This window comes from Streptomyces daqingensis (assembly GCF_014645895.1).
GTDB classification, from domain to species: domain Bacteria; phylum Actinomycetota; class Actinomycetes; order Streptomycetales; family Streptomycetaceae; genus Streptomyces; species Streptomyces daqingensis.
In genome coordinates this window covers 173,462-198,245 of the sequence record NZ_BMMP01000006.1, presented here as the reverse complement: position 1 = coordinate 198,245, position 24,784 = coordinate 173,462, and the positions used below count along the sequence as shown (strand labels likewise).

25 protein-coding genes and 3 tRNA genes are annotated in these 24,784 nt (G+C 71.5%); 19 read left to right on the top strand and 9 right to left on the bottom strand.

The window, feature by feature from the left end; translation table 11 throughout:
- The first annotated feature begins 202 nt into the window (after positions 1-202).
- Together IEY56_RS11065 and gltX are read left to right on the top strand one after the other, a co-directional pair.
- Positions 203-985: a fumarylacetoacetate hydrolase family protein gene (locus tag IEY56_RS11065; protein WP_189036963.1), complete on the top strand. Its 783-nt coding sequence runs from the start codon at positions 203-205 to the stop codon at positions 983-985.
- Complete coding sequence (gene gltX / locus IEY56_RS11060) at positions 978-2,543, top strand: glutamate--tRNA ligase (RefSeq protein ID WP_189036962.1); 1,566 nt, start codon at positions 978-980, stop codon at positions 2,541-2,543. The genes IEY56_RS11065 and gltX overlap by 8 nt, the downstream gene beginning before the upstream one ends.
- A gap of 197 nt (positions 2,544-2,740) precedes the next feature.
- On the opposite strand, the gene IEY56_RS11055 is transcribed toward gltX, so the two are convergent.
- On the bottom strand, positions 2,741-3,580 hold the full coding sequence (locus IEY56_RS11055; protein ID WP_189036961.1) for an alpha/beta fold hydrolase: 840 nt from the start codon (positions 3,578-3,580) through the stop codon (positions 2,741-2,743).
- 63 nt (positions 3,581-3,643) lie between these two features.
- A complete protein-coding gene (locus tag IEY56_RS11050; RefSeq protein ID WP_189036960.1) occupies positions 3,644-4,117 on the bottom strand; it encodes an ATP-binding protein in 474 nt (157 codons plus the stop codon).
- A 122-nt stretch (positions 4,118-4,239) separates the two neighbouring features.
- Between IEY56_RS11050 and IEY56_RS11045 the strand changes: the two genes are divergently transcribed.
- The 5 genes from IEY56_RS11045 (at position 4,240) to IEY56_RS11025 (ending at position 5,744) form a co-directional block, all read left to right on the top strand.
- Positions 4,240-5,058 carry a helix-turn-helix domain-containing protein gene (locus tag IEY56_RS11045; protein WP_189037067.1) on the top strand — a complete coding sequence of 273 codons (819 nt, stop codon included), beginning with the start codon at positions 4,240-4,242 and terminating at the stop codon, positions 5,056-5,058.
- Entirely contained in the window at positions 5,051-5,260 is a 210-nt protein-coding gene (locus IEY56_RS11040; RefSeq protein WP_189036959.1) for a DUF397 domain-containing protein, read from the top strand. The genes IEY56_RS11045 and IEY56_RS11040 overlap by 8 nt, the downstream gene beginning before the upstream one ends.
- Before the next feature lie 185 nt (positions 5,261-5,445).
- Positions 5,446-5,517 (top strand) — tRNA-Gln (locus IEY56_RS11035).
- Positions 5,518-5,567: 50 nt separating this feature from the next.
- A tRNA-Glu gene (locus IEY56_RS11030) sits at positions 5,568-5,640 on the top strand.
- A 31-nt stretch (positions 5,641-5,671) separates the two neighbouring features.
- Positions 5,672-5,744: transfer RNA gene (locus IEY56_RS11025), tRNA-Glu, on the top strand.
- A gap of 82 nt (positions 5,745-5,826) precedes the next feature.
- On the opposite strand, the gene IEY56_RS11020 is transcribed toward IEY56_RS11025, so the two are convergent.
- Positions 5,827-6,474 carry a MerR family transcriptional regulator gene (locus tag IEY56_RS11020; protein ID WP_189036958.1) on the bottom strand — a complete coding sequence of 216 codons (648 nt, stop codon included), beginning with the start codon at positions 6,472-6,474 and terminating at the stop codon, positions 5,827-5,829.
- Positions 6,475-6,591: 117 nt separating this feature from the next.
- On the opposite strand from IEY56_RS11020, the gene IEY56_RS11015 reads away from it, so the two are divergent.
- Entirely contained in the window at positions 6,592-7,089 is a 498-nt protein-coding gene (locus IEY56_RS11015) for a DUF4188 domain-containing protein (protein WP_189036957.1), read from the top strand.
- 64 nt (positions 7,090-7,153) lie between these two features.
- Here the strand turns inward: IEY56_RS11015 and ndgR are convergent, their stop codons facing one another.
- A complete protein-coding gene (gene ndgR, locus IEY56_RS11010; protein ID WP_045864946.1) occupies positions 7,154-7,873 on the bottom strand; it encodes an IclR family transcriptional regulator NdgR in 720 nt (239 codons plus the stop codon).
- Positions 7,874-8,035: 162 nt separating this feature from the next.
- On the opposite strand from ndgR, the gene leuC reads away from it, so the two are divergent.
- The 4 genes from leuC to IEY56_RS10990 all read left to right on the top strand — a co-directional run bounded on the left by leuC (position 8,036) and on the right by IEY56_RS10990 (position 11,236).
- Entirely contained in the window at positions 8,036-9,460 is a 1,425-nt protein-coding gene (leuC, locus tag IEY56_RS11005) for a 3-isopropylmalate dehydratase large subunit (protein WP_189036956.1), read from the top strand.
- Between the two features lie 13 nt (positions 9,461-9,473).
- Positions 9,474-10,067: a 3-isopropylmalate dehydratase small subunit gene (gene leuD, locus IEY56_RS11000; RefSeq protein ID WP_189036955.1), complete on the top strand. Its 594-nt coding sequence runs from the start codon at positions 9,474-9,476 to the stop codon at positions 10,065-10,067.
- Between the two features lie 135 nt (positions 10,068-10,202).
- Entirely contained in the window at positions 10,203-10,457 is a 255-nt protein-coding gene (locus IEY56_RS10995) for an SCO5555 family protein (protein WP_045864949.1), read from the top strand.
- 125 nt (positions 10,458-10,582) lie between these two features.
- Entirely contained in the window at positions 10,583-11,236 is a 654-nt protein-coding gene (locus tag IEY56_RS10990; RefSeq protein ID WP_189036954.1) for an HU family DNA-binding protein, read from the top strand.
- A gap of 167 nt (positions 11,237-11,403) precedes the next feature.
- Here IEY56_RS10990 and IEY56_RS10985 read toward each other — a convergent pair whose 3' ends face one another.
- Entirely contained in the window at positions 11,404-11,607 is a 204-nt protein-coding gene (locus tag IEY56_RS10985) for a hypothetical protein (RefSeq protein ID WP_189036953.1), read from the bottom strand.
- Between the two features lie 23 nt (positions 11,608-11,630).
- The gene (gene cofC / locus IEY56_RS10980; RefSeq protein ID WP_189036952.1) at positions 11,631-12,302 is read right to left on the bottom strand and encodes a 2-phospho-L-lactate guanylyltransferase; all 672 of its coding nucleotides are present in this window, start codon (positions 12,300-12,302) and stop codon (positions 11,631-11,633) included.
- 265 nt (positions 12,303-12,567) lie between these two features.
- Here cofC and IEY56_RS10975 point away from each other — a divergent pair, with 265 nt between their 5' ends.
- The 3 genes from IEY56_RS10975 (at position 12,568) to IEY56_RS10965 (ending at position 15,816) form a co-directional block, all read left to right on the top strand.
- Entirely contained in the window at positions 12,568-13,470 is a 903-nt protein-coding gene (locus IEY56_RS10975; RefSeq protein ID WP_189036951.1) for a lysophospholipid acyltransferase family protein, read from the top strand.
- Positions 13,467-14,468, top strand: coding sequence for an NAD(P)H-dependent glycerol-3-phosphate dehydrogenase (locus IEY56_RS10970; RefSeq protein WP_189036950.1), 1,002 nt, complete (start codon positions 13,467-13,469; stop codon positions 14,466-14,468). Before IEY56_RS10975 ends, IEY56_RS10970 begins: the two co-directional genes overlap by 4 nt.
- 211 nt (positions 14,469-14,679) lie before the next feature.
- Entirely contained in the window at positions 14,680-15,816 is a 1,137-nt protein-coding gene (locus IEY56_RS10965) for a D-alanine--D-alanine ligase family protein (protein WP_189036949.1), read from the top strand.
- Positions 15,817-15,842: 26 nt separating this feature from the next.
- On the opposite strand, the gene IEY56_RS10960 is transcribed toward IEY56_RS10965, so the two are convergent.
- Complete coding sequence (locus IEY56_RS10960) at positions 15,843-16,313, bottom strand: DUF3515 domain-containing protein (RefSeq protein ID WP_189036948.1); 471 nt, start codon at positions 16,311-16,313, stop codon at positions 15,843-15,845.
- A gap of 20 nt (positions 16,314-16,333) precedes the next feature.
- Complete coding sequence (locus IEY56_RS10955; protein ID WP_189036947.1) at positions 16,334-16,567, bottom strand: Lrp/AsnC family transcriptional regulator; 234 nt, start codon at positions 16,565-16,567, stop codon at positions 16,334-16,336.
- 242 nt (positions 16,568-16,809) lie between these two features.
- On the opposite strand from IEY56_RS10955, the gene IEY56_RS10950 reads away from it, so the two are divergent.
- A complete protein-coding gene (locus IEY56_RS10950; protein ID WP_189036946.1) occupies positions 16,810-17,817 on the top strand; it encodes a thiamine-phosphate kinase in 1,008 nt (335 codons plus the stop codon).
- A 123-nt stretch (positions 17,818-17,940) separates the two neighbouring features.
- Complete coding sequence (gene thiD, locus IEY56_RS10945; protein WP_189036945.1) at positions 17,941-18,840, top strand: bifunctional hydroxymethylpyrimidine kinase/phosphomethylpyrimidine kinase; 900 nt, start codon at positions 17,941-17,943, stop codon at positions 18,838-18,840.
- Between the two features lie 115 nt (positions 18,841-18,955).
- On the opposite strand, the gene rpmB is transcribed toward thiD, so the two are convergent.
- On the bottom strand, positions 18,956-19,141 hold the full coding sequence (gene rpmB / locus IEY56_RS10940) for a 50S ribosomal protein L28 (RefSeq protein ID WP_028435377.1): 186 nt from the start codon (positions 19,139-19,141) through the stop codon (positions 18,956-18,958).
- A gap of 293 nt (positions 19,142-19,434) precedes the next feature.
- Between rpmB and IEY56_RS10935 the strand changes: the two genes are divergently transcribed.
- A complete protein-coding gene (locus tag IEY56_RS10935; protein WP_189036944.1) occupies positions 19,435-21,312 on the top strand; it encodes a DAK2 domain-containing protein in 1,878 nt (625 codons plus the stop codon).
- Between the two features lie 163 nt (positions 21,313-21,475).
- Positions 21,476-24,676 carry a helicase-related protein gene (locus IEY56_RS10930; protein ID WP_268241321.1) on the top strand — a complete coding sequence of 1,067 codons (3,201 nt, stop codon included), beginning with the start codon at positions 21,476-21,478 and terminating at the stop codon, positions 24,674-24,676.
- Positions 24,677-24,784 lie beyond the last annotated feature (108 nt).

Genomic DNA, 24,784 nt, shown 5'->3' with positions numbered 1-24,784 from the left:
CCCCGCTTCCGCTCGCTCCGTACAGTCCGAGGGACGACGCGTCGTCCTCCCCGCGATTGTGCCCGCCTCACCGCATCGGGCCGGGCCGGGCACCGCCCGGAGCCGCCCCGCACGCGCGCCCGGGGGGCGGGGACCGGCCCCTGCCGCGTGGCATACGCTGGAGCGTCGTCACCCACGCCTCACCTGAAGGACACCCGAACCCGTGCGCATCGCAAGATTCTCCCTCGACGGAAACGTCGCCTTCGGCGTCGTGGAAGGGGACGCGGAGACCGAAGGCGGCCCCGTCCTCGACATCATCAAGGGCCACCCCTTCGCGGAGTTCGAGCGCTCGGGCCAGAAACTCCCCATGGGCAAGGTGCGGCTGCTGCCGCCGGTGCTGCCCAACAAGGTCGTCGCCATCGGCCGCAACTACGCCGAGCACGCCAAGGAACTGGGCAACGAGGTCCCCGACACCCCGGTCGTCTTCTTCAAGCCCTCCACCTCGGTGTGCGGCCCCCACGACCCGATCGCGTACCCGTCCTTCTCGTCCGAGGTGCACTACGAGGCCGAACTGGCCGTCGTCATCGGGCGGTTGTGCAAGGACGTCCCCCGGGAGCGCGTCAAGGACGTCATCCTCGGCTACACCTGCGGCAACGACGTCACGGCCCGCGACGTGCAGCGCGCCGAGTCGCAGTGGGCGCGGGCGAAGGGCTTCGACACCTCCTGCCCGCTCGGCCCCTGGGTCGAGACCGAGCTGGACGCCTCCGACCTGGGCGTGATGTGCACCGTCAACGGCGACCAGCGGCAGCTCGGCCGGACGAGCGAGATGGTCCGCTCCGTCGAGGACCTGGTCGTCCACATCACCGAGGCCATGACCCTGCTTCCGGGCGACGTGATCCTGACCGGCACCCCAGCGGGTGTGGGCCCCCTGAACATCGGCGACGAGGTCGCCGTCACCATCGAAGGCATCGGCACTCTCACCAACAAGGTGGTCAAGCGTGACTGACGCGACCGCGACCCCGTCCACGGTCGACCCGAAGGACGTCCGCGTACGGTTCTGTCCCTCCCCGACGGGCAACCCCCACGTCGGGCTCATCCGCACCGCCCTGTTCAACTGGGCGTTCGCACGCCACCACGGCGGCACTCTCGTCTTCCGCATCGAGGACACCGACGCGGCGAGGGACTCCGAGGAGTCCTACGAGCAGCTGCTGGACGCCATGCGCTGGCTCGGCATCGACTGGGACGAGGGCCCCGCGCCGTTCGACGAGGCGTCCGGCGGCCCTGGGGGTACCGCCCGGGCCGCAGGCCCAGGGGGAGGCCCGCACGGCCCGTACCGCCAGTCGCAGCGCATGGAGATCTACGCCGACATCGCGGCGAAGCTCCAGGAACACGGCTACGCCTACCCCTGCTACTGCACGGCGGACGAGCTGGAGGAGCGCCGCGACGCCGCCCGCAAGGCCGGGCGGCCCTCCGGCTACGACGGCAAGTGCCGCGACCTCACCCCCGAGCAGATCGCCGCGTACGAGGCGGAGGGGCGCAGCCACATCGTGCGCTTCCGCATGCCGGACGAGACGATCACCTTCACCGACCTCGTCCGCGGCGAGCTGACGTTCGCCCCGGAGAACGTCACCGACTACGGCATCGTCCGCGCCAACGGAGCCCCGCTCTACACGCTCGTCAACCCCGTCGACGACGCGCTGATGGAGATCACGCACGTACTGCGCGGCGAGGACCTGCTCTCGTCGACCCCGCGCCAGATCGCCCTCTACCGCGCCCTGGCGCAGATCGGCGTCGGCAACGGCACGACCCCCGCGTTCGGGCACCTCCCGTACGTCATGGGCGAGGGCAACAAGAAGCTCTCCAAGCGCGACCCGCAGGCCTCGCTCAACCTCTACCGGGAGCGCGGCTTCCTGCCGCAGGGCCTGCTCAACTACCTTTCGCTGCTGGGCTGGTCGATCGCCGAGGACCGCGACATCTTCACCCTCGACGAGATGATCGCCGCCTTCGAGATCACCGACGTCAACGCCAACCCGGCCCGCTTCGACCTGAAGAAGTGCGAGGCGATCAACGCCACGCACCTCCGCGAACTCCCGCTCGACGAGTTCATCACGGCGTGCGAGCCGTGGCTGCGCGCGCCCTACGCCCCGTGGGCGCCGGAGGCCTTCGACCGGGCGGCGTTCGAAGAGCTGGCTCCGCTGGCCCAGACGCGCCTCACGGTCCTCTCCGACATCACCGCCAACGTCGACTTCCTCTTCCTGGACGAGCCCGTCGCGGACGACGCGTCCTGGACGAAGGCGATGAAGCCGGGCGCGGAGAACCTGCTGCGCACAGCCCGTACGAAGCTCGCCGAGGCCGACTGGAAGGCCGAGGCGCTGAAGGAGGCCGTCCTCGCCGCGGGTGAGGAGCACGGCCTGAAGCTGGGCAAGGCCCAGGCCCCGGTCCGCGTCGCCGTCACGGGGCGCACGGTCGGCCTTCCCCTCTTCGAGTCCCTCGAAGTCCTCGGCCGGGAGCGGACGTTGGCCCGCGTCGACGCGGCGCTGGCGAAGCTGGACGCCCAGCAGTAGGCACGCCCCGTCCGAAACGCACGGGCCCGCCGGCGAACACCGGTGGGCCCGGCGGCGTTCCACGGGGCGACTGGGCGCCGGGGGAGCGTCCGCAGAAGCGGCTCGTCAGGGACGAAGTAGCCCTCAGCGGCGTGCTGTGGGCCGGGGTGGGGGGTGACGGTGGCACGGCTGCCCGCATCAGCAGCGGGGGAGAGGGCTCACCCGTCGAGGAACGTCGCGATCGCGGAAACGAACCTGTCGGCGTCGTCGAGCCATGGGTGGTGTCCGGCCGCAGGCTGGACGATCAGCTCCGCGTTCGGAAACAGTGCTGCGAACTCGGCCATCGTGCGAGGGGGAGCGCCGGGATCGACCTCCCCGGCGAGTACGAGCACGGGTGCCGCGAACCGGGTGAGCGCGGAGCGGGTGGCGTCCGGGTCGAAGGCGCCTTCGGCGCCGAAGGCGGCCACGACCTCCATGTTCATCCGTTCGTCGCCGGCAGCCTGATGTGCTTGCGCCGTCTTGTCCCAACGGCCGTAGGAGAAGGGGGCGATGGCCTGCCAGTCAGCGTCCGTGGCCTTCCCCTGCGTGATCGTCTCCAGGGCTGCGAAAGCCGCCGGAAACCACGGTTCGTCCTTGCGGAGCTGTGCGGCCTCCCGCCGCAGCTCTCCGGTGATCGCGAGGCCGACCGCTCTGACGCTCGGCGTGACCAGCACCAGCTTGCCGATGCGTTCCGGATGCCGACTCGCGTACAGCGTCGCCAGGTTCGCCCCGGCGCAGTGGGCGAGCAGGTCGATTCGGGCCAGACCGAGGTGGTCCCGCAACGCCTCCACGTCGTCGATGAGCCGGTCGCAGCGGTAGGAAGCGGTGTCCTCGGGCGTCGCGGAGCGGCCGGTACCCCGCAGGTCCAGCCTGATCAGCTGGCGGCGCGCGGACAGGCCGCCCAGGTCGCCCAGGTACGCGGAGTCCGTCGGCCCACCGGGCAGACAGACCAGGGCAGGGCCCTCTCCGGACACGTGGCAGGCGAGCTCGGTCCCGTCATGTGCTGAGAAGGCAGGCATGCAGAGACACTGGCAGCGGGACGGGACCGGAGCAATCGAATTCACCCGGGGCCGACTGGGCAGTCACAGGCGAGGGCGACCGTCGTGACGGGCCCACGCCGGACCGACCAGCAGACGGGCCCAGACCGTCTTGCCGACCGCCCTGTCCGCCACACCCCATGCTTCCGCAAAGGCGGCGACGAGCGTCAGCCCGCGTCCTGACTCGGCCAGGCCGACGTCGACCGTGTGCCCGGCCTCCGGAGGCGGACGCCCGTCTCCGGCGTCGGAGACCTCCACAGTGAGGGCTTTCTCAAGGTCGTACGTCAGCCGCAACTCGACCAGACGTCCTGGCACATGACCGTGCCGTACCGCGTTCGTCATCAACTCCGACGCGACGAGCGCCGAGTGGCCGACCCCGCAACCCTCGACGCCCCATCCGGCCAGCGCCGCGTGCGTTGCCCGCCGCGCTGCCGGGGCCGAACCCGTCACGGACGGGAACCTCCGCCACCAGACGACGGAAGCGAGTGCGGGGGCGGCCTCATAATTCTCCGGGTTCATGTGACCAGAGTCGACCCGCACGACTACTTTCGGTAGTGATCGCATGTCGACAGCGGTGGACGGTGACCTTCGGTCTCGCGAAGTTGAAGCCCGTTGAGCCGAGTTGAAGGGGTGGTGGCGTGATGACCCAGGGCAGGAAGGTCGCTTCTCCAGCCGGCCAGTACTTCGCCGAAGTGCTGCGCCTGCTGCGCAGTTCGGCGGGCCTGTCCCAGAACGATCTGGGCGCGCGCATGAGTTACACGGGTGCGGCGGTGAGCGCGGTGGAGACAGGCGCCAAACCCGCGACGGACGAGTTCGTGGCAGCGGCGGAGAAAGCCCTCGACGCCGGCGGCGTCCTCCGCGCCGCGAGCAAGTACCTGCGCCTGGAGCGGTATCCCGAACACTTCCAGGGCTTCGTCCAGTTGGAGCAGGAGGCGTTGAGTGTGACTTCCTTCTGCACTCAGGTAGTCGAAGGGCTCTTGCAGTCCGAGGATTACGCCCGCGCTCTCCTTCGCACCGGGTTCCCTCCGTTGGATGAGGAGGAGGTGCAGCAGCTGTCCGCGGCGCGCGTGGAGCGGGCCCGCCTGCTCGAACGCCGACCGGTGTGCGTGGTCGACGTGATCCTCGAAGAGACAGTTCTGCGACGGCAGTTGGGAGGCAGGGAGGTGATGAAGCGGCAGTACGAGCACATCCTGTCGTGTGCGGAGTTGCCCAACGTCAATGTGCAGATCATGCCGATGAATTGCGGCGATCATGCTGGGCTCTTCGGGCCACTGAAGCTCATCGAGACGCCGGAGAATGAGCGCCTCGCCTACTTCGAGGCCAACGGCAAGAGCACTCTGGTTTCCGACCCGAAAGAAGTGGGTTCATATGTGCGGCGATGTGCCATGATCAGTCGGCAAGCTCTTCGTCCGAGAGAGTCCCTTGAGCTGATTGAGCAGTTGGCGGAGGCCGATGACTGAGCCGGCTTGGCGCAAGAGCACCTACAGCGACGCGAGTGGCGGCGACTGCGTCGAGGTCGCGGTCGCTCCCGGCGCCGTCCGCGTCCGGGACTCGAAGCGGGAAACCGGCCCCGCGCTCGCGCTCGCTCCCGGCGCGTGGGACACGTTCGTCAGCGGCCTGAAGCGGGGTTCCGCGGGCGGTCCCGGTCGCGTGGCGGGCTGAGCTCCGGCGGCCTTGTGAGGCGGGCCACGGCTGCCTCGGAGCGGGTGGTGCGAGGCGCGGAACCCGTTTTGGAGCTCGGTCCCCGATCAGGTACTGTTCTTCCTGTCGCCGAACGGGGCGAGGCCGAAAGGCCCGACCGTACGGCGGACACCCGGACAAGATCCCCGCAGGGGGTTGCGTTTTGGTGGGCTATGGTGTAATTGGCAGCACGACTGATTCTGGTTCAGTTAGTCTAGGTTCGAGTCCTGGTAGCCCAGCGCGATCTTGGTGAAGCAAGCTTCATAAGCTGCAAGTTGGCAAGATCGAGGCCCCCGTTGTGTAGCGGCCTAGCACGCCGCCCTCTCAAGGCGGTAGCGCCGGTTCGAATCCGGTCGGGGGTACTGGTCCGTGATCGTTGCGGATCGCAGAGAGGCCCCCGTTGTGTAGCGGCCTAGCACGCCGCCCTCTCAAGGCGGTAGCGCCGGTTCGAATCCGGTCGGGGGTACTCGATCGGGAAAGCCCTCCGGGAGACCGGGGGGCTTTTCTGCGCCTGCGGCGGCAGCGGTCCGGCCGGCGTTGTACGTGCCTCAACTCCCCACCCCGAAGCGCCTGTCGGACTCCTCCGCCTCCGCCAGTCGCCTCAGGCTCAGCAGCACCGGTTCGTACAGCACGGTGCAGGCCACCGCCGCCTCGATCTGCTCTTCCGCGTCGTCGTAGCTCGCGACCAGCTCCAGGTCGCTCTGAGCCACCTGAGCCGCCGCCCGGGCGTACGGCAGCAGGTTCTCCGTGCCGCACGGATAGCCGAGGCGCCGGAGGGCCGAGATCGCGCCGACCAGCGTCCGGTACGCCGGGGACTCGGCCCCGGCCGACTGCGAGAACCCCCATCCCAGTTCCGTCAGCAGTGCTTGCGAAGTGCGCTCCGCCTCCGCGGTCTCCGCGTCGCCCTCCGCGGGCTCGCTGTCGTGCGGCAGCGCCCACACGGCCGAGCCGATGCGGCTGTGCTGGCTCAGCGATGTGTCGTCGACGTTCTTCAGTACGTCGCGGACTGTCGCGACGGGGAGGCGTCCGACCTGGACGAGGGCGCGGATGAGCCGCAGGCGCCGCAGGTGCGACTCGTCGTACTCGGCCTGGGTGGCCGAGACGCGGCGGCCCGGCGGTAGCAGGCCCTCGCGCAGGTAGTACTTCACCGTCGCCGTGCTGATGCCGCTGCGTTCACTCAGTTCTGCCAGGCGCATTCCGTGCCGTTCCCCTCCTCGTGCTCATGGATGCCCGAACGTCCCCTTGCGATTTCTCTTGGAGAGTAGCACTATCCAAGAGGGATAGCGGGACTATCTAAGGCTGAGGAGTGCGTCATGGCAGCGAACGTGCAGGACGGACGGAAGACGGCGGCGGCCCAGGGCGACATCGTCGTGTTCCTGGTCGGGATGCGCATCAACAAGCTGTGGGCGGTGCGGAGTTGGCTGCCCGTGTTCACGGCGATGCCGCGGATGCTCAAGGAGCTGTCGAAGGACGCCTCCAGCGGACTGCTGGGCTTCCGCGTACAGCTCGGCGGGCTGCGCGAGTTCAGCGTCCGGCAGTACTGGAAGTCCGAGGAGGCGCTCTTCGCGTACGCGTCGGCTGCGGACAAGGAGCATCGGCCGGCGTGGGCGGCGTACAACCGCCGGGCGCGCGACGGGGGTGCTGCTGTGGGCGTCTGGCATGAGACGTATGCCGTCCCGGCGGGTCGTTACGAGGCGGTGTACGTGAACATGCCGCCGTACGGTCTCGGGGCGGCGCACGGCGTCGAGCCGGTGGGCAGACGCGGGGAGCGGGCTGCGGACCGGATGTGGTCCGGACGCGTCGAGGGGTGACACGGCTCGGCCCCGAGAGGTGGCCGGGCCTCCCCTCTCACGGGGCCGGGCCCCGGGCCGTCGCTCAGCCCGTCGTCCTGCGCAGTGCGTCGCTGAGGCGAGCGGCCGCGTCGACGATCGCCTGCGCGTGCATGCGCCCCGGGTGCCGCGTCAGGCGCTCTATCGGGCCGGAGACAGAGACGGCGGCGACCACGCGGTTCGACGGGCCGCGCACCGGGGCGGACACCGAGGCGACGCCCGGCTCGCGCTCGCCCACGGACTGCGCCCATCCGCGGCGCCGCACGCCCGAGAGTGCCGTCGCCGTGAACCTGGCGCCCTGCAGTCCGCGGTGGAGGCGCTCCGGCTCCTCCCACGCCATGAGGATCTGCGCGGCGGAGCCCGCCTTCATCGGCAGCGTCGACCCGACCGGCACGGTGTCCCGCAGTCCGGACAGCCGCTCGGCCGCGGCCACGCAGATCCGCATGTCGCCCTGGCGCCGGTAGAGCTGCGCGCTCTCGCCCGTCACGTCCCGCAGGTGCGTGAGCACCGGGCCGGCGGAGGCGAGGAGGCGGTCCTCCCCGGCGGCCGCGGCCAGCTCGCCGAGGCGCGGGCCGAGGATGAAACGCCCCTGTATGTCGCGGGCGACCAGGCGGTGGTGCTCCAGCGCCACCGCGAGCCTGTGAGCCGTCGGCCGGGCGAGGCCGGTCGCGCCGACCAGCCCGGCGAGAGTGGCCGGACCGGACTCCAAGGCGCTCAGCACCAGAGCCGCCTTGTCGAGAACGCCGACGCCGCTAGAGTTGTCCATGCGTCGATACTCGCGTCTCAGAGTGTGAAACGCAAGTTCCTTTTTCGGCGCCACCCGCCACTCTGGACGGGCGAAGCGCACTGGGCCCGGGGGGACCGCCGGCCCGGTGTGCCACTGGATCTCGACATGTGGCCGGCGACGCGGCCGGCCGGAGGGAAAGCGATGGGACGGACACTCGCGGAGAAGGTCTGGGGCGACCATGTCGTCAGGCACGCGGAAGGCGAGCCGGACCTCCTCTACATCGACCTGCACCTGCTGCACGAGGTGACCAGCCCCCAGGCCTTCGACGGGCTCCGCAAGAACGGCCGCCGGGTGCGCCGTACGGACCTGACCATCGCCACCGAGGACCACAACACCCCGACCCTCGACATCGACAAGCCGATCGCCGACCCGGTCTCCCGCACGCAGCTGGAGACCCTGCGCAAGAACTGCGCGGACTTCGGCGTACGCCTGCACCCGCTCGGGGACGACGAGCAGGGCGTCGTGCACGTCGTCGGCCCGCAGCTGGGTCTGACGCAGCCGGGCATGACGGTCGTCTGCGGCGACTCCCACACCTCGACACACGGGGCGTTCGGCGCCCTCGCGTTCGGCATCGGCACCAGCCAGGTCGAGCACGTCCTGGCTACCCAGACGCTGCCGATGGCGCCGTTCAGGACGATGGCGATCACGGTCACGGGCGAGCTGCCCGACGACGTCACCGCCAAGGACCTGATCCTGGCCGTCATCGCGAAGATCGGCACCGGCGGCGGACAGGGCTACGTCATCGAGTACCGCGGCGAGGCGATCGAGAAGCTGTCGATGGAATCGCGGATGACCATCTGCAACATGTCCATCGAGGCCGGCGCGCGCGCCGGGATGATCGCTCCGGACGAGACGACGTTCGAGTACGTGCGGGGCCGCGAGCACGCCCCGGAGGGCGCCGACTGGGACGCGGCCGTCGAGTACTGGAAGACGCTGCGCACCGACGACGACGCCGTCTTCGACCACGAAGTCGTCATCGACGCCACGCAGTTGGCGCCGTTCGTGACATGGGGCACGAACCCGGGCCAGGGCGCGCCGCTGTCCGAGTCCGTCCCGGACCCCGCCTCGTTCGAGGACGAAGGGGCGAAACTCGCGGCCGAGAAGGCCCTGGAGTACATGGGGCTCACGGCGGGGCAGCCGCTGCGCGAGGTCCCCGTCGACACCGTCTTCGTCGGCTCCTGCACCAACGGCCGTATCGAGGACCTGCGTTCGGCCGCCGCCGTCCTGGAGGGACGCCAAGTCGCCGACGGCATGCGGATGCTGGTCGTCCCGGGTTCCGTACGGGTCGCGCTGCAGGCCGTCGCGGAGGGGCTGGACAAGGTCTTCACCGCGGCCGGGGCGGAGTGGCGCCACGCGGGCTGCTCCATGTGCCTGGGCATGAACCCCGACCAGCTCCAGCCCGGTGAGCGCGCCGCGTCCACCTCCAACCGCAACTTCGAGGGCAGGCAGGGCAAGGGCGGCCGTACGCACCTGGTCTCGCCGCAGGTCGCCGCCGCGACGGCGGTGCTGGGCCACCTCGCCTCGCCCGCCGACCTGTCCGACGTGCGCGAGCCCGCCGGCGTCTGAGGAGACGATCACCATGGAAGCCTTCACGACCCACACGGGACGCGTCGTCCCGCTGCGCCGCAGCAACGTCGACACCGACCAGATCATCCCCGCCCACTGGCTGAAGAAGGTCACGCGGGACGGATTCGAGGACGGACTCTTCGAAGCCTGGCGCAAGAACCCGGACTTCGTGCTGAACGACGAGGCGTACAAGGGCGGTACGGTCCTCGTCGCGGGCGAGGACTTCGGCACCGGCTCCTCGCGCGAGCACGCCGTCTGGGCGCTGCAGAACTACGGATTCAAGGCCGTGATCTCCCCGCGCTTCGCGGACATCTTTCGCGGCAACTCCCTGAAGAACGGCCTCCTCACGGTCGTACTGCCGCAGCCGACCGTGGAGGCGCTCTGGGAGCTGGCGGAGTCGGACCCGAGCGTCGAGGTGACCGTGGACCTGGTCGCGCGCAAGGTGCTCGCGCCGGGCGTCGAGGCGGGTTTCGACCTGGACGAGAACGCCCGTTGGCGGCTGCTCGAAGGGCTCGACGACATCAGCCTGACGCTGAAGGACGAGGACTCCATCGCGGCCTACGAAACCCGTCGCCCCGCCTTCAAGCCCCTGACGCAGCAGCTGTGAACGCAGCCTGAGCGGCGCCCGGGCGCCCCGCACCAGAGCAGGGCCTCACGCGCCCCCCGTCCGCAAGGCGGGGGGCGCCTCCGTGTGTTGGGGAGTCGTTATGCGACAACTCACCCCAGATGGCACAATCGGTGCATGGAACGCGACGGTCAACTCGATCTCTACGACCGACTCGCCGCCCGCTTGAAGGAGGCGCACGCAAGAGTGCGCTCACTGCAAGTCCCCGAGGGCGTACGGGTGGCGCTGACGCGCAAGCTGCTCGTCATCACCGCGGCCTCGAAGCACGATCTCGCCGACGCTGAGCGGCGTGTGGACCGTCTCATGACGGATATCGACGAGGGACGCTTCCCCGAGGAACAGGCAGGCAAGCGCGCTGACGGAGCTCGATGAAGGGCGAGTTCGTTGCGGCACAAGGGTGATTCGCCCGTTTCATGTTTGATTCGCGGTATATATCTGCCTAGCGTGCGAAAAAGCTTGAACACATTCGTTCCTGCAATAGTTCCGAAGGGGAAGACGTGAACAAGGCGCAGCTCGTCGAAGCAATCCAGGACAAGCTCGGTGGACGGCAGCAGGCCGCGGAAGCGGTCGATGTCGTGCTGGACGCGATCGTCCGCTCCGTTGTGGCGGGGGAGCGGGTCTCGGTCACCGGGTTCGGCTCCTTCGAGAAGGTGGACCGCCCCGCGCGGTACGCCCGCAACCCGCAGACCGGTGAGCGCGTGCGGGTGAGGAAGACCTCGGTGCCCCGCTTCCGTGCCGGCGCCGGATTCAAGGAACTGGTCAGCGGGGCGAAGAAGCTTCCGAAGAACGATGTCGCCGTGAAGAAGGCCCCCAAGGGCAGTCTGATGGGCGGAACTTCCACGAAGAAGGCCGCGACGAAGCGCGCGGGAGCGAAGAAGACGACGGCGAAGAAGAGCACGGCGCAGCGCGGCGGAGCGAAGAAGGCCGCGACGAAGACCACCGCCAAGCGGACGCCGGCGAAGAAGACGGCGGCGAAGAAGGCGACGGCGAAGAAGTCCACCGCGAAGAAGTCCACGGCGAAGAAGTCGACCGCCAAGAAGGCCACGGGCAAGAAGTCGACCACCAAGAAGGCGCCGGCCAGGAAGGCCCCGGGCCGCCGCACCGCCGCCCGCAAGTCCACCGCCAAAAGGGCCACCGCTCGCAAGCGCTGAGCTGTACTCGACCCGCGACGCCGGGCCGGACTCCCGCCGGGGAGTCCGGCCCGGCGGGCGTTCGGGGGTGCTAACGCACCGCCGCGACCGCGGACTTCGCGCGGAGGCTCGGTCCGGCGGGCCTGCCGGCGGCCTGCCGGGCGCAGGGGGAGAACCGATGCACAGAGTCAGAGGGTCTGCAAGGTGACGAAGGTGACGCGCCGCTCCTCGCCGGTCCCCTCGACCTCGATGCGTACGCGCTGCCCGGACCGCAGCAGGCGCAGCCCTCCGGCGTCGAACGCGGCGGCGTCGAACGGCAGAGGGGTGCCGTCATCGAGCAGTACGCTCCCGCTGCGCGTCTCGGGGTCGAACGTGTACGAGGTTGCCTGCATGGCAGAAGCCTATGGCAGTGCCCTCACACCGCGTTGACGGGCGTGGGCCCCGGGCCGCCGCACAGCGCCCCGGCGGTGTGCGGGCCCACGCCGAGAACGACCGCGGCGGCCAGGTCGGCCTCCGTGTCGACGTCCTGCCGCACGCTGTCCGCGTCGGCCAGAAGCAGCTCCGACGCCCCCGAAGCGGCATGCCCGGCGCGCGAACGCGGCCCGAACCGCGGGCGCAGCGCATGGCCCGGCATGGCGGAGAGCAGCGTGGTGCCCGTCCCGGCGGCGTCCGCGAGGAACGCGCGGGGGGCCTCCGCGGCGGCCTGAAGCACACGTGCGAGTTCGCGGGCCCGTAGCGCGGGCAGATCGGCGTTGAGGGCCGCCAGCGGCGCTTCAGGGCGGATACCGCGCACGACGGCGGCACCGTGTGCCAGGGCGGGGTTGAGGCCCGCGTCCGGGGCGTCCGGCACGATGTGCGCCCCGAGAGCGGCCAGCTCCTCGGCCGCCTGCTCGTCGTTGGTGACAACTGCCACATCGTGTACGGCCGTACAGGTCAGGGCCGCGCTGACGGCGTCCTGGGCGAACGCCAGCGCGAGCCGTGCGCGCGCCGGGGCTGCCGCCGCCGCGGCGAGCCTGCTCTTGGCGCGCGACAGTGGCTTCAGCGGCATCAGGAGGGTCCACGCCGGTGGTGTCAGATGCGGCTCCATCGCCTCATTCTCACCTGCCGCCGCCGCGGCCCCGCAGGCCCCGGGCTACGGTTGCAGGACAGACGCCGACAGACCGTGCGCTCGACACGGTGGGGGGTGCGGGGTGAGACTTGCCCCTCGCGCGCTGGGGGAACCCGCGCCGCCGCGATGTGGCAGGCCCAGCCGTAGTGCAGAGGGCCCCGTGCCCGTTCCGCGGGAGGCCACTGCCTCGCCGCCGCACGGACCCACGTGGCTGTTCGAACAGGCAAGAGGAGATGGTGTCCGGGTGTCCCGCCGCAGAATCGGCTTCTGGTACCGCCTTGCCGCGGTTTTGGTGAAACCGCCGCTCGTGCTGTTCTTCAAGCGGGACTGGCGCGGAATGGAGCATATTCCGGAAAGCGGCGGATTTATCACGGTCGTCAATCACAACTCGGCCCTGGACCCGCTTTCCTATGCCCACTTCCAGTACAACACCGGACGGGTTCCGCGCTTTCTCGCGAAGGTCGGGCTGTTCAAGAGCGGGTTCGTCGGGGCGGCCATGCGGGGGACCGGGCAGATCCCCGTCTTCCGCGAGTCCAAGGACGCCATAGGGGCCTTCCGCGCCGCCGTCGAGGCCATCAACAAGGGCGAGTGCGTGGTGTTCTACCCCGAGGGCACTCTGACCAGGGACCCCCGGATGTGGCCCATGAAGGGGAAGACCGGCGCCGCCAGGGTCGCGCTGGAGACGAGGGTGCCCGTCATTCCCGTCGCGCAGTGGGGGGCCAACCTCGCCGTCCCGCCCTATCCGAAGCGCGGCGACATCAAGTTCTTCCCCCGCAGGACCCTCGTCGTGCAGGCCGGACCGCCCATCGATCTCTCGGAGTTCCATGGCAAGGAGGCGACCGCGGCGGTGCTGCGGGAGGTCACCGAGCGGATCATGGACGAGATCACCGCGCAGCTCGCCGACATCCGCGGTGAGACGCCGCCGGCCGAGCGCTACGACCACCGCCAGGCGGCGGCCTCCCGCGGCCCGGAGCGCCTCCCCCGTCAGGAGAACGGCGAACGTGCGGTGCGGCAGGGCGAACGGACGCCCCGCGGCGAGGAGAACGTCAACAGCGAGAGGAACGGCCGGGGAGCCGCACCGGAGCAGGGCGGACGGTCCGTACAGCCGGACGCGGCGCCTCCGGCGGCCGAGGGAGAGAACGCGTGACGAAAGCCGCCGTATTCGGCACAGGTTCCTGGGGCACGGCCTTCGCGATGGTGCTCGCCGACGCGGGCTGCGAAGTGACGCTCTGGGGGCGGCGGCCCGAACTGGCCGAAGCCGTCAACACCCGCCGCGTGAACCCCGACTACCTCCCGGGAACGGAGCTCCCGGCCGGTGTCACCGCCACCACGGACGCCGCGGAGGCGGCGCGCGGCGCGGAGTTCACGGTGCTCGCGGTGCCCTCCCAGACCCTGCGCGGAAACCTCGCGGCGTGGACGCCGCTGCTGCATCCGGAGACCGTGCTGGTCTCGCTGATGAAGGGCGTCGAACTCGGAACCGCCAAGCGGATGAGCGAGGTCGTCGAGGAGGTCGCGGGCGTGGAGGCGTCACGCGTCGCCGTGCTGACCGGCCCCAACCTCGCCAGGGAGATCGCGGAGAGGCAGCCCGCGGCCTCCGTCGTCGCCTGCGCGGACGAGCGCGTGGCTCTTCGCCTGCAGGCCGCATGCCACACGCCGTACTTCCGCCCGTACACCAATACGGACGTCGTCGGCTGCGAACTCGGCGGCGCCGTCAAGAACGTGATCGCGCTGGCCGTCGGCATCGCGGACGGGATGGGACTGGGGGACAACGCGAAGGCCTCGCTGATCACGCGGGGTCTGGCGGAGACCGCCCGGCTCGGGTCGGCGATGGGCGCGGACGCCCGTACCTTCGCCGGGCTCGCCGGGATGGGGGACCTCGTGGCCACCTGTTCCTCGCCGCTCTCCAGGAACCACACCTTCGGCACGAATCTCGGCCGCGGCATGACCCTTCAGGAGACGATCGCCGTCACACGCCAGACGGCGGAGGGTGTCAAGTCGTGCGAGTCCGTACGTGAACTGGCGCGGCGGCACGGCGTGGAGATGCCGATCACGGAGACGGTCGTCGGCATCGTCCACGACGGCAAGCCGCCGCTCGTCGCCCTGAAGGAACTCATGTCGCGCAGCGCGAAGGCCGAGCGCGTCTGACGGATCGCGCGGTCGCGCCGCCGCGACCGCGCGGTTGCACGGCCGCAGCGTTCCGACGCCGGTGCGCAGGCGCGATCTTCGTGCCGTCCCGGGGGCGTTCGGCCCCAGGAGCCCGTGCGGGGTGTCAGCGGAACCCCGGACGGGGCCGGTGCCGCGACGCGGGCCCCGGGACCCTGACGGGCCAAGGGCCAGGCGGTACAGTCGGTCCGATATGAGCAGCCAGAGCCCCTCCCGCAAGCCCCGTGTCGCCGTCGTGTTCGGCGGGCGCAGCTCCGAGCACGCGATCTCGGTCGTCACCGCAGGAGCCGTACTCGCCGCCATCGACCGTGAGAAGTACGAGGTGCTGCCCATCGGCATCACCACGGACGGCCGCTGGGCGCTGACCGCAGACGAACCCGAGCGGATGGCCATCGAGAACAGCAGACTGCCGAGCGTCTCCGAACTGGCCGACACCACGACGGGCGGCGTGCTGCTGCCGCTCGAACCGGGCAACCGCGAGGTGACGTACCACGAGCCGGGCTCCGTGCCGAAGGCGCTGGGCGAGGTGGACGTCGTCTTCCCCGTGCTGCACGGCCCGTACGGCGAAGACGGCACGCTGCAGGGGCTGCTGGAGATGTCGGGCGTGCCCTATGTCGGTGCGGGAGTGCTCGCGTCGGCGGTCGGCATGGACAAGGAGTACATGAAGCGGGTCTTCGCCTCCTTCGGACTGCCCGTCGGCCCGTACGTGACGGTCCGCCCGCGGGACTGGAAGGCCGACCCCGACGGCGCGCGCAAGCGGATCCTGGACCTGGCGGGCCGGCACGGCTGGCCGCTGTTCGTGAAGCCGGCGCGGGCGGGTTCGTCGATGGGCATCACCAAGGTGCACGACATCGGGGGACTGGACGACGCCATCGCCGAAGCCCAGCGGCACGACCCGAAGGTCGTCGTCGAGTCGCTGCTCAGCGGGCGTGAGATCGAGTGCGGCGTGCTGGAGTTCGAGGACGGCCCGCGGGCGAGCGTCCCCGCGGAGATCCCGCCGGTGAGCGCCCACGACTTCTACGACTTCGAGGCGAAGTACATCGACTCCGCCTCCGGCATCGTGCCCGCGCCGCTCAGCCCCGAGGAGACCGCGAGGGTGCAGGAGCTGGCGGTGTGCGCATTCGAGGCCGCCTCCTGCGAGGGCCTCGTCCGGGCGGATTTCTTCCGCACCGAGGACGGGGAGTTCGTCATCAACGAGATCAACACGATGCCCGGCTTCACGCCCATCTCGATGTATCCGCGGATGTGGCAGAAGAGCGGCGTCAGCTATGCCGAACTCGTGGACCGGCTCATCCAGGCCGCGCTGCGCCGCGAGACCGGCCTGCGCTGACCGGCCGGGCGCCGGCGGTCGGAATGTCAGTGGTGCTCGGGCACCGAACTGCGGACGGGCTTCGCCAGGTCCGGCAGCGCGTTGATCTCAGGGGCGTGATCGCCGGGGACCGTCAACTCGACGTTCGCCTCGCGGTCGACGGTGGTGAAGCGGTAACCCTCTTCGCGCTTCTCCACCAGCCAGGAGACGCCGTTGACGTCCACCGCCTCCGCCGTGGGGTTGTAGTGTTCACTGCCGGGCGAGAGCTTCTCGGGGCGCGGCACTCCACAGCGCAGTTCGATGGCCGGATCGCCCCAAGCCGCGGTGTACTTCGAGGCCGGGTCGAGTGTGATCCGCTCCTGCCCGTCCACGTGCTCCGGAAGCCGGTCGTGGAGCGACCGGCACGTCGCGGCGGCCTTGCCGGAGGGGTGCGGGGCTGCCGGCCCCTCCTCGCCCGAGCAGCCCGCGACGGCCAGTGCGGCGACGGCGAACGTAACCCGGTAGTAAGAGGTGTTCACCGGGCGAGCATACGGGGGAGCTACAGATGAACGATCGGGCAGGTCAACGTCCGCGTGATGCCGTCGACCTTCTGGATCTCGGCGACGACCAGGCGGCCGAGCTCGTCGACGCTGTCGGACTGCGCGCGCACGATCACGTCGTAAGGGCCGGTCACGTCCTCCGCGTGCATGATGCCCGGAAGCTTGGAGACGAAGTCGGCGACGGTCGATGCCTTGCCGACCTCGGTCTGGATCAGGATGTACGCCTGTACCACGGAACCTCCAGGGCGGCTGAGGGGAGCACGGAGGGAAGGGGGACGCCACGGTACCGCGTCGCCACTACCCCGCGGGAGACCCGCGGCACTGTAGGTAACGGTGCGCTGACGCCGCAGGGCACGCGTCCGTCGCGGGGGCGTACCGGGGCGGGCGGAGGCGCCGCTTTCCGCGCAGGGGGCGCGGGCAGGGGGCGCGCGTACGGAAGGATCACAGGGCAAGTGAGGGTCGAAGGGGCGGGACGATGCAGCTGAGCGGGGACTACAACGGCGGCCGTGCGCGCACGCCCGGCACCGTCGGCGAACTCGGAGAGTTCGGTCTGATCAGGCAGTTGACGTCCCGGCTCACGACGACTCCCGCCGTCCGCATCGGCCCCGGGGACGACGCGGCAGTGGTCGCGGCCCCGGACCGCAGAGTCGTCGCGACGACCGACATCCTGCTGGAGGGGCGGCACTTCAGGCGCGACTGGTCCACGGCGTACGACGTGGGGCGCAAGGCCGCGGCGGAGAACCTCGCCGACATCGCCGCCATGGGCGCCTTCCCCACGGCGCTGCTGCTCGGACTCGTCGTCCCCGCGGAACTCCCCGCGAACTGGCCGATGGAGCTCATGGACGGCATCCGCGACGAGGCGCAGGTCGCCTCGGCCGCCGTCGTGGGCGGCGACGTCGTCCGCGGAGCGACGATCACCGTCTCCATCACCGCGCTCGGCGACATGCGCAACCGCGAACCCGTGACCCGCTTCGGCGCGAGACCCGGCGACGTCGTGGCCTTCACCGGCTGGCTGGGCTGGTCCGCCGCCGGACACGCGGTGCTCTCCCGGGGGTTCCGCTCGCCGCGCGCCTTCGTGGAGGCGCACCGCAGGCCCGAACCGCCGTACCACGCGGGGCCCGCCGCGGCAGGGCTCGGGGCGACCGCGATGACCGACGTCAGCGACGGACTCGTCGCGGACCTCGGGCACATCGCCGAGGCCAGCAAGGTCCGCATCGACCTGCGCTCGGCCGACCTGGACGTGCCCGCCCAGATGTCGGACATCGGCCAGGCCGTCGGCGTGGACCCGCTGCACTGGGTCCTCACGGGGGGTGAGGACCACGCGCTGGTCGCCACCTTCCCGCCGGACGCGAAACTCCCCGCACGCTGGCGGAAGATCGGCGACGTGCTCGCCCCGTCCGCGCAGCCGCAGGTGACGGTGGACGGCGCGGCCTGGGAGAAGGCAGGCGGCTGGGACCACTTCGGGAGCGGCGAGGAAAGCTGAACGTTCCGCGCACCTGACCGGACGGGGCGACGCGGCGTTACTCGGCTGCCGTGCCGGGGGCCGATTCCGCGCCGGCGCCGAACCGGCCGCGGGCGCTCACGGCGCGCGGGCTACGGTCTAGGCATGGAGGACACAGCCGCACAGCCGTTCCCGCAAGGGCAGCCGCACGAGTCCGACCGCTCCGCCGTCCCGGCGCCGCCCCGCGTGCTGACGGTCGCGGGCTCCGACTCCGGCGGCGGCGCCGGCATCCAGGCCGACCTGAAGACCATGCTGGCCCTCGGCACGCACGGCATGAGCGTGGTCGCCGCCGTCACCGCGCAGAACTCCCTGGGCGTGCAGGGCTATTGGGAGCTGCCGGCGGAGGCCGTACGCGCCCAGTACCGCAGCGTCGCCGACGACATCGGGGTCCAGGCGGTCAAGACGGGGATGCTGGCCTCGGCCGAACTGGTCGAGACGGTCGCCGGGCTGCTGGCCGGAACGGACGCGCCCGTCGTCGTCGACCCCGTGGGCGTCTCGAAGCACGGCGACTCCCTCCTCGCCGAGGACGCCGTGGAGACCGTGCGCACCCGGCTGCTCGCCACCGCGACAGTCGTCACGCCCAACCTCGACGAGGTCGCGCAGCTGACGGGCGTACGCGTCTCCGGCGAGGCCGGGATGCGGGAGGCCGCCGCGGCGCTGCTGGCGCACGGACCGCGGTGGGCCCTCGTCAAGGGCGGGCACCTGCCCGCGACGTCCTCGGAGGACGGCCGGCTCCCGCAGGGCGAGGCCGTCGACCTCCTCACGGACGGCACCGAGGAGCACTGGCTGCGCGCCCCCCGCTACAGCAACCGCCACACGCACGGCACCGGCTGCACGCTCGCCAGCGCGCTCGCCGCGCTGCTGGCCCGTGGAATGTCCGTGCCGGAGGCGGCCGCGGGTGCGAAGGAGTACGTCACAGGGGCGATCGCCGCCGGATTTCCGCTGGGCGCCGGGCTCGGGCCCGTGGACCACGGATGGCGGCAGCGTACGCGCGAGGGGAGCTGAGGCCGCGGCGGCTGTGCGCGCGGCGGCCGCGCCATGCCCTTTCCGGCATGCGCAGAGCCGGTCCGTCAGATCGACGAACCGGCTCTGGAAAAGCCTGCGAGGTGGCCGCGCTGCGTCAGCGCGAGACCTTGCCGGCCTTGATGCACGAGGTGCAGGCGTTGAGGCGCTTCGGCGTCCCGTTGACCACTGCACGTACGCGCTGGATGTTGGGGTTCCAGCGGCGCGGGGTGCGGCGGTGCGAGTGGGAGATGCTGTTGCCGAAGCCCGGCCCCTTGCCGCAGACGTCGCAGTTGGCAGCCACGGGTCACTCCAAAGACTTCAGATGCATGTACGGAAAATCCCGGCGACGCAGGCACGTGTAGCGACCGGCACTGCCAGGGAGGTGATGAGGCCCGATACTCATCAGGCAACCGGAGCAGCATACAACGCCTGCTCACGAACAGCGAAACCAGCACCGGCCGCCCCGCACCCCACCCCGGCCCGCCGCTGCTCCGCGCCCCGCTCCGCCGTCTCTCCTCTAGCCTTCGGACGGCGCCCGATGCGGGTGCCCCGCCGCCGTCCGCCGTCACCGGTCCCCATTGCAGGAGGTCTCACGTGCCACAGCCGTTCGACGCCACGGTGGTACGGGCCTGGGCCGTTCTCGCGCGGGACGCCCTCGGCGAGGGCCGTGCGGAGCTCGACTCGATCAACGTCTTCCCCGTCGCGGACGGTGACACCGGCACGAACCTGCACCGCACAGCCACCGCCGCGTGCGAGGGGCTGGAAGGCGAGCAGGACGGGAGGGACGGCACCGGCGCCCCGGGAAGCCCGGCCGCGCCCGTACTGCGCACCCTCGCGCGGGGAGCGCTGCTCGGCGCGTGCGGCAACTCCGGGACGATCCTGGCGCAACTGCTGTGCGGTATGGCGGAGGTCTACGGGGAAGCGGGCGAGGGCACGTCCGCGCAGCGGGACGGAGCGGTGGGCCCGGAGGGCGCGGACAGCGGGCGGCTGCTGGCCGCCGCGCTGCGTCGCGCTGCGGAGTCCGCCTACGAGGCGGTGGCACGCCCGGTCGAGGGGACGATGCTGACAGTCGCGCGTGCCGCTGCGGACGCTGCCGAACGGGCAGTCGCCGAGAGCGGAGGCGGCGGAAGCACGGACAGCGGCGCGGCGGCCGCCGCCGGCCCCGACACCGCGGGTTCGGACGTCACCGGCCCGGACACCGGCGCGGAGGCCGGGGCCGCCACCGTGGCGCGTGCCGCGCACGACGGCGCCCGCACGGCGCTCTCCGCGACGACGGGACAGCTCGACGCCCTGCGACGGGCCGGGGTCGTCGACGCCGGGGGAAGCGGGCTCGTCGCCGTACTGGGTGCGCTGGCGGACGCGCTGTCGGGCCCGGAGGGCACCTCACGTCCGCGCAGTGCGACGCCGCCGCAGGGGCGCCACGCGCCCCGTCCCGCTCCCGCGGACGCCTCGGAGGGCGACCCCGCGTACGAGGTGATGTACCTGCTGGACGCCGACGACGCGGCAGTGGCCACCCTGCGCGATCAGCTCGACGGTCTCGGCGACTCACTCGTCGTCGGTGGCGGGGACGGCCTGTGGAGCGTCCACGTCCACGTCGACGACGCAGGGGCGGCCGTGGAGGCCGGCATCGCGGCAGGCCGTCCGCACCGCATCCGCGTCACACACCTCGCGCCGGACCCGGAGGGACCGCGTGGCGGGTGCGCCCCGGAGACCCCCTCGGGCGGCGGGCCGACGGGCACAGCGCGATCGTCCGGCAGCGGCACGGGGGCCGACGAGGACGGCATAGGCCGCGGCCCGGGGCCAGGCTCCCGGGAAGGGCGCGCCGTCGTCGCAGTCGTCCACGACGACGGGCTCGCGGACCTGTGCGAGGAGGCCGGTGCGGTCGTCATGCGCGCCGGTGAGTCGCTCGACGGCGAAGGGCTGGCAACGGTGGTCCGGGAGGCCGGCGCCCCCGAGGTGGTTCTGCTGCCCAACGACGTCGAGCTGCACGCGAGGGCGGCAGCCGCCGCGCGGGCTGTCCGCGAGTCGCCGGGCGGCATACGTGTCGCTGTGGTCCCCACGCGCGCCGCCGTGCAGGGGGTCGCCGCCCTCGCGGTGCACGATCCGGACCGCGGTTTCGACGAGGACGTCGTCGCCATGACCTCGGCCGCCGGCTCCACCCGCTACGGGGAGGTGACCGTCGCGGAGCGCAAGTCCTGGACCATGGCCGGCGTCTGCGAGGCGGGGGACGTGCTGGGGCTGGTGGAAGGCGACGTGGCGGTGATCGGTTCCGACATCGCCGGCACCGCGGGGGACGTGCTGGAGCGGATGCTCGCCGCGGGCGGCGAACTGGTCACGCTGGTCGTCGGCGAACACGCACCTGAGGGGCTCGCCGCGCGGCTCGAAGAGCGGGTACGAAGCCATCTCGGCGTCGACACAGTGGTCTACGAAGGCGGCCGGCAGTGCGTGCCGCTGCTGATCGGAGTCGAGTAGGCGGACAGCCCCCATGCTGTAGTGCCTGCCGGTCACCGCGGGCCCCTACGGCACCGTGGCGGAGCGTTCCGCTGAGGCTGCCGCTGCGCGGTCAGTGCACCGGTCGCCTCGGCCGTCGGCCCAATACCCCGGTCCTGTCACAGCCATGGTGTGCAATGGGAGCGTGCCAGCGCTCGACGAACCACTGAAGAAGATCCTCGGCGGCAACACCGCGAAGGTGATGGCCGAACACCTGGGTCTGGAGACGGTCGGAGACCTCCTCCACCACTACCCGCGGCGTTACGAGGAGCGCGGTCAGCTGACCCGCCTCGCCGACCTGCCGCTGGACGAGCACGTGACGGTGGTGGCCCAGGTCGCCAAGGCCACCGTGCACAAGTTCAACCGGGGCCGGGGACAGCGCCTCGAGGTCGTGCTCACGGACGGCAGCGGGCATTTGAGGCTCGTCTTCTTCGGGCGCGGCATCTTCAAACCGCAGAAGGACCTGCTGCCCGGGCGCCGGGGAATGTTCGCGGGGAAGGTCGGCGTCTTCAACGGACGTCTGCAACTCGCCCACCCGCAGTACGAACTGCTGGGTTCGGAGGGCGGGACCGAGGAGGTCGACGCGTTCGCCAACAGGCTCATGCCGATCTATCCGGCCGTCGCCCAGCTCGCGTCCTGGAAGATCGCCAAGTCGGTCCAGACAGTGCTCGCCTCCATGGAGTCGACCGGCTGGGACGGACTCGTCGACCCCCTGCCGCCGGGTATCCGCGACGAGCAGCGGCTGATCCCGCTGTCGCAGGCTTTCGAGAAGGTGCACCGTCCCCACACGAAAGCCGATGTGGCCGAGGCCCGCGCCCGGTTGAAGTGGGACGAGGCGTTCGTCCTGCAGGTCGCCCTCGCCCGGCGGCGGCAGGCGGAGTCCCAACTGCCCGCCGTGCCGCGCGTCCACGTCCCGGACGGACTGCTGGACGCCTTCGACGCCAAGCTGCCGTTCACCCTCACCGAGGGGCAGCGGCACGTCAGCGGTGAGATCTTCGAGGACCTCGCCGCCGAACACCCCATGCACCGGCTCCTGCAGGGCGAGGTCGGCTCCGGCAAGGCACAGCCCCTGGACGCCCTCGTGCTCACCCCCGCGGGTTTCCGCGAGATGGGGACGATCAGCCCCGGGGACGAAGTCGTCACGCCCTCCGGGGAGTTGGCCCCGGTCGACGGCGTCTTCCCGCAGGGGGAGCGCGAGGTGTGGCGGCTGGTCCTCTCGGACGGAAGCAGCGTCGAGTGCGACGACGAGCATCTGTGGCTGGTGGGCGCCGGCGCCGTGCCCCGGCTCCCGGACGGGCAGGGCGGCACCCCGCCGCCCGGCGGCCCGGAGGCCTCGGTACTGACGACGCGGGAGATCAGATGCGATCTGACCAGGAGTGACGGATCTCCGAAGTGGTGGCTTCCCGAACCCGTGCCGGCCGATCTCGGCGCTCCGGCGGACGTGCCCGCCGACCCGTACGAGACAGGCCTGCTGCTCGGCCGCCGGGACGCGGTCGACGGCGTGCCCCGGCCGTTCAGGGAAGCCTCGGTCAAGGACAGGCTGGCGGTCCTGCGCGGGCTGCTCGAAGGGCTCCCGCACGTCGTCCCGGCGGAGTCCGGGACGGACGAGGAGACCGGCACGCCGGCGGCCCGGCCGGAAGGTGCCGCGGTGCGCGCCGCGTCGCGGCGGCTCGCCGAGGACGTCGCGTGGCTCGTGCGCTCCCTGAGCGGCCACGCGAGCGTCACACCGGCCGGCCCCGTCCACGGTTCCGGCGGCGCCTTCGACGTCACGGTGCAACTCCCGCCGCAGCACCCGGCCTTCCGGCAAGCGGACAAGCCGGGCGGGCCGGAGTACGGCAGCCACGGCGACGCGGGAGTGGTCGCTGGCCGCGCGGTCGTCGGCGTCGAACCAGCCGGACGGAAACCGGTGCAGTGCATCAGCGTCCGCCACCCCAGCAGGGCGTACGTGACCGACAACTTCACCGTCACGCACAACACGATGGTCGCGCTGCGCGCCATGCTCACCGTCGTCGACAGCGGAGGCCAGGCCGCGCTGCTCGCCCCCACCGAGGTGCTCGCACAGCAGCACCACCGGTCGGTGACGGAGATGATGGGCGAGCTCGCGGAGGGCGGCATGCTCGGCGGCGCGGAGCAGGGTACGAAGGTCGTACTGCTCACAGGGTCGATGGGGGCGGCTGCCCGCCGGCGGGCGCTGCTGGAGCTGGCCACGGGCGAGGCCGGCGTCGTCATCGGCACGCACGCGCTGATCGAGGACAAGGTCCAGTTCCACGATCTCGGGCTCGTGGTGGTCGACGAGCAGCACCGTTTCGGCGTCGAGCAGCGCGACGCCCTGCGCTCCAAGGGCCGGCAGCCTCCGCACCTGCTGGTGATGACGGCGACGCCCATCCCCCGCACCGTCGCGATGACCGTCTTCGGCGACCTCGAGACGTCCGTGCTGGACCAGCTGCCCGCGGGCCGTTCGCCGATCGCCACCCACGTCGTCCCGGCCCGGGACAAGCCGCACTTCCTCGCCCGCACCTGGGAGCGCGTACGGGAGGAGACCGAAGCCGGGCACCAGACCTACGTGGTGTGCCCCCGCATCGGCGACGAGGAGGAGCCGGCGGGCACCGCGGCGAAGGACGGCAAGCGCACGCAGGCGTCCCGTACTGGCGGCGCCCGTGAGGGCACGGGCCGCGAGGACGCCGGGGCGTACGCGGACGAGGACGGCGGCGAGGCCGGGGACGCGGACAAGCGCCCGCCCCTGGCCGTCCTGGACATCGCTGCGCAGCTGGGCGGCGGCCCGCTGTCCGGGCTGCGCGTGGAGGCCCTGCACGGGCGCATGCAGCCCGACGCCAAGGACGACGTCATGCGCCGGTTCGCCGCCGGAGAGGTCGACGTCCTGGTGGCGACGACCGTCATCGAGGTGGGCGTCAACGTCCCCAACGCCACGGTCATGGTCATCATGGACGCCGACCGGTTCGGCGTCTCCCAGCTCCACCAGCTCCGCGGCCGCGTGGGCCGCGGCTCGGCCGCCGGCCTGTGCCTGCTGGTCACGGAGGCGCCGGAGGCGGGCCCGTCGAGGGCCCGGCTCGAGGCCGTCGCGGGGACGCTGGACGGCTTCGAGCTCTCCCGCATCGACCTGGAGCAGCGCCGCGAGGGCGACGTGCTCGGGCAGGCCCAGTCGGGCGTCCGTTCGTCGCTGCGGATGCTGGCGGTCATCGAGGACGAGGAGATCATCGAGGCGGCGCGTGCGGCGGCGACCGCCCTCGTCGCCGACGACCCGGAGCTGGAGCGGATGCCGGAGCTGCGCACGGCGCTGTCGGCGCTGCTCGACGAGGAGCGCGAGGACTACCTCGACAAGGGCTGAGCCGTAAGGGGCGAGCCGTACGGGAGGGACCGCGCCGCCTCGGCACGCACGTGCCCCGAGCGGGGCGACGGCCGCCCTCGTGCGGTGCGGTTCCTCCGCGGTGCGCGG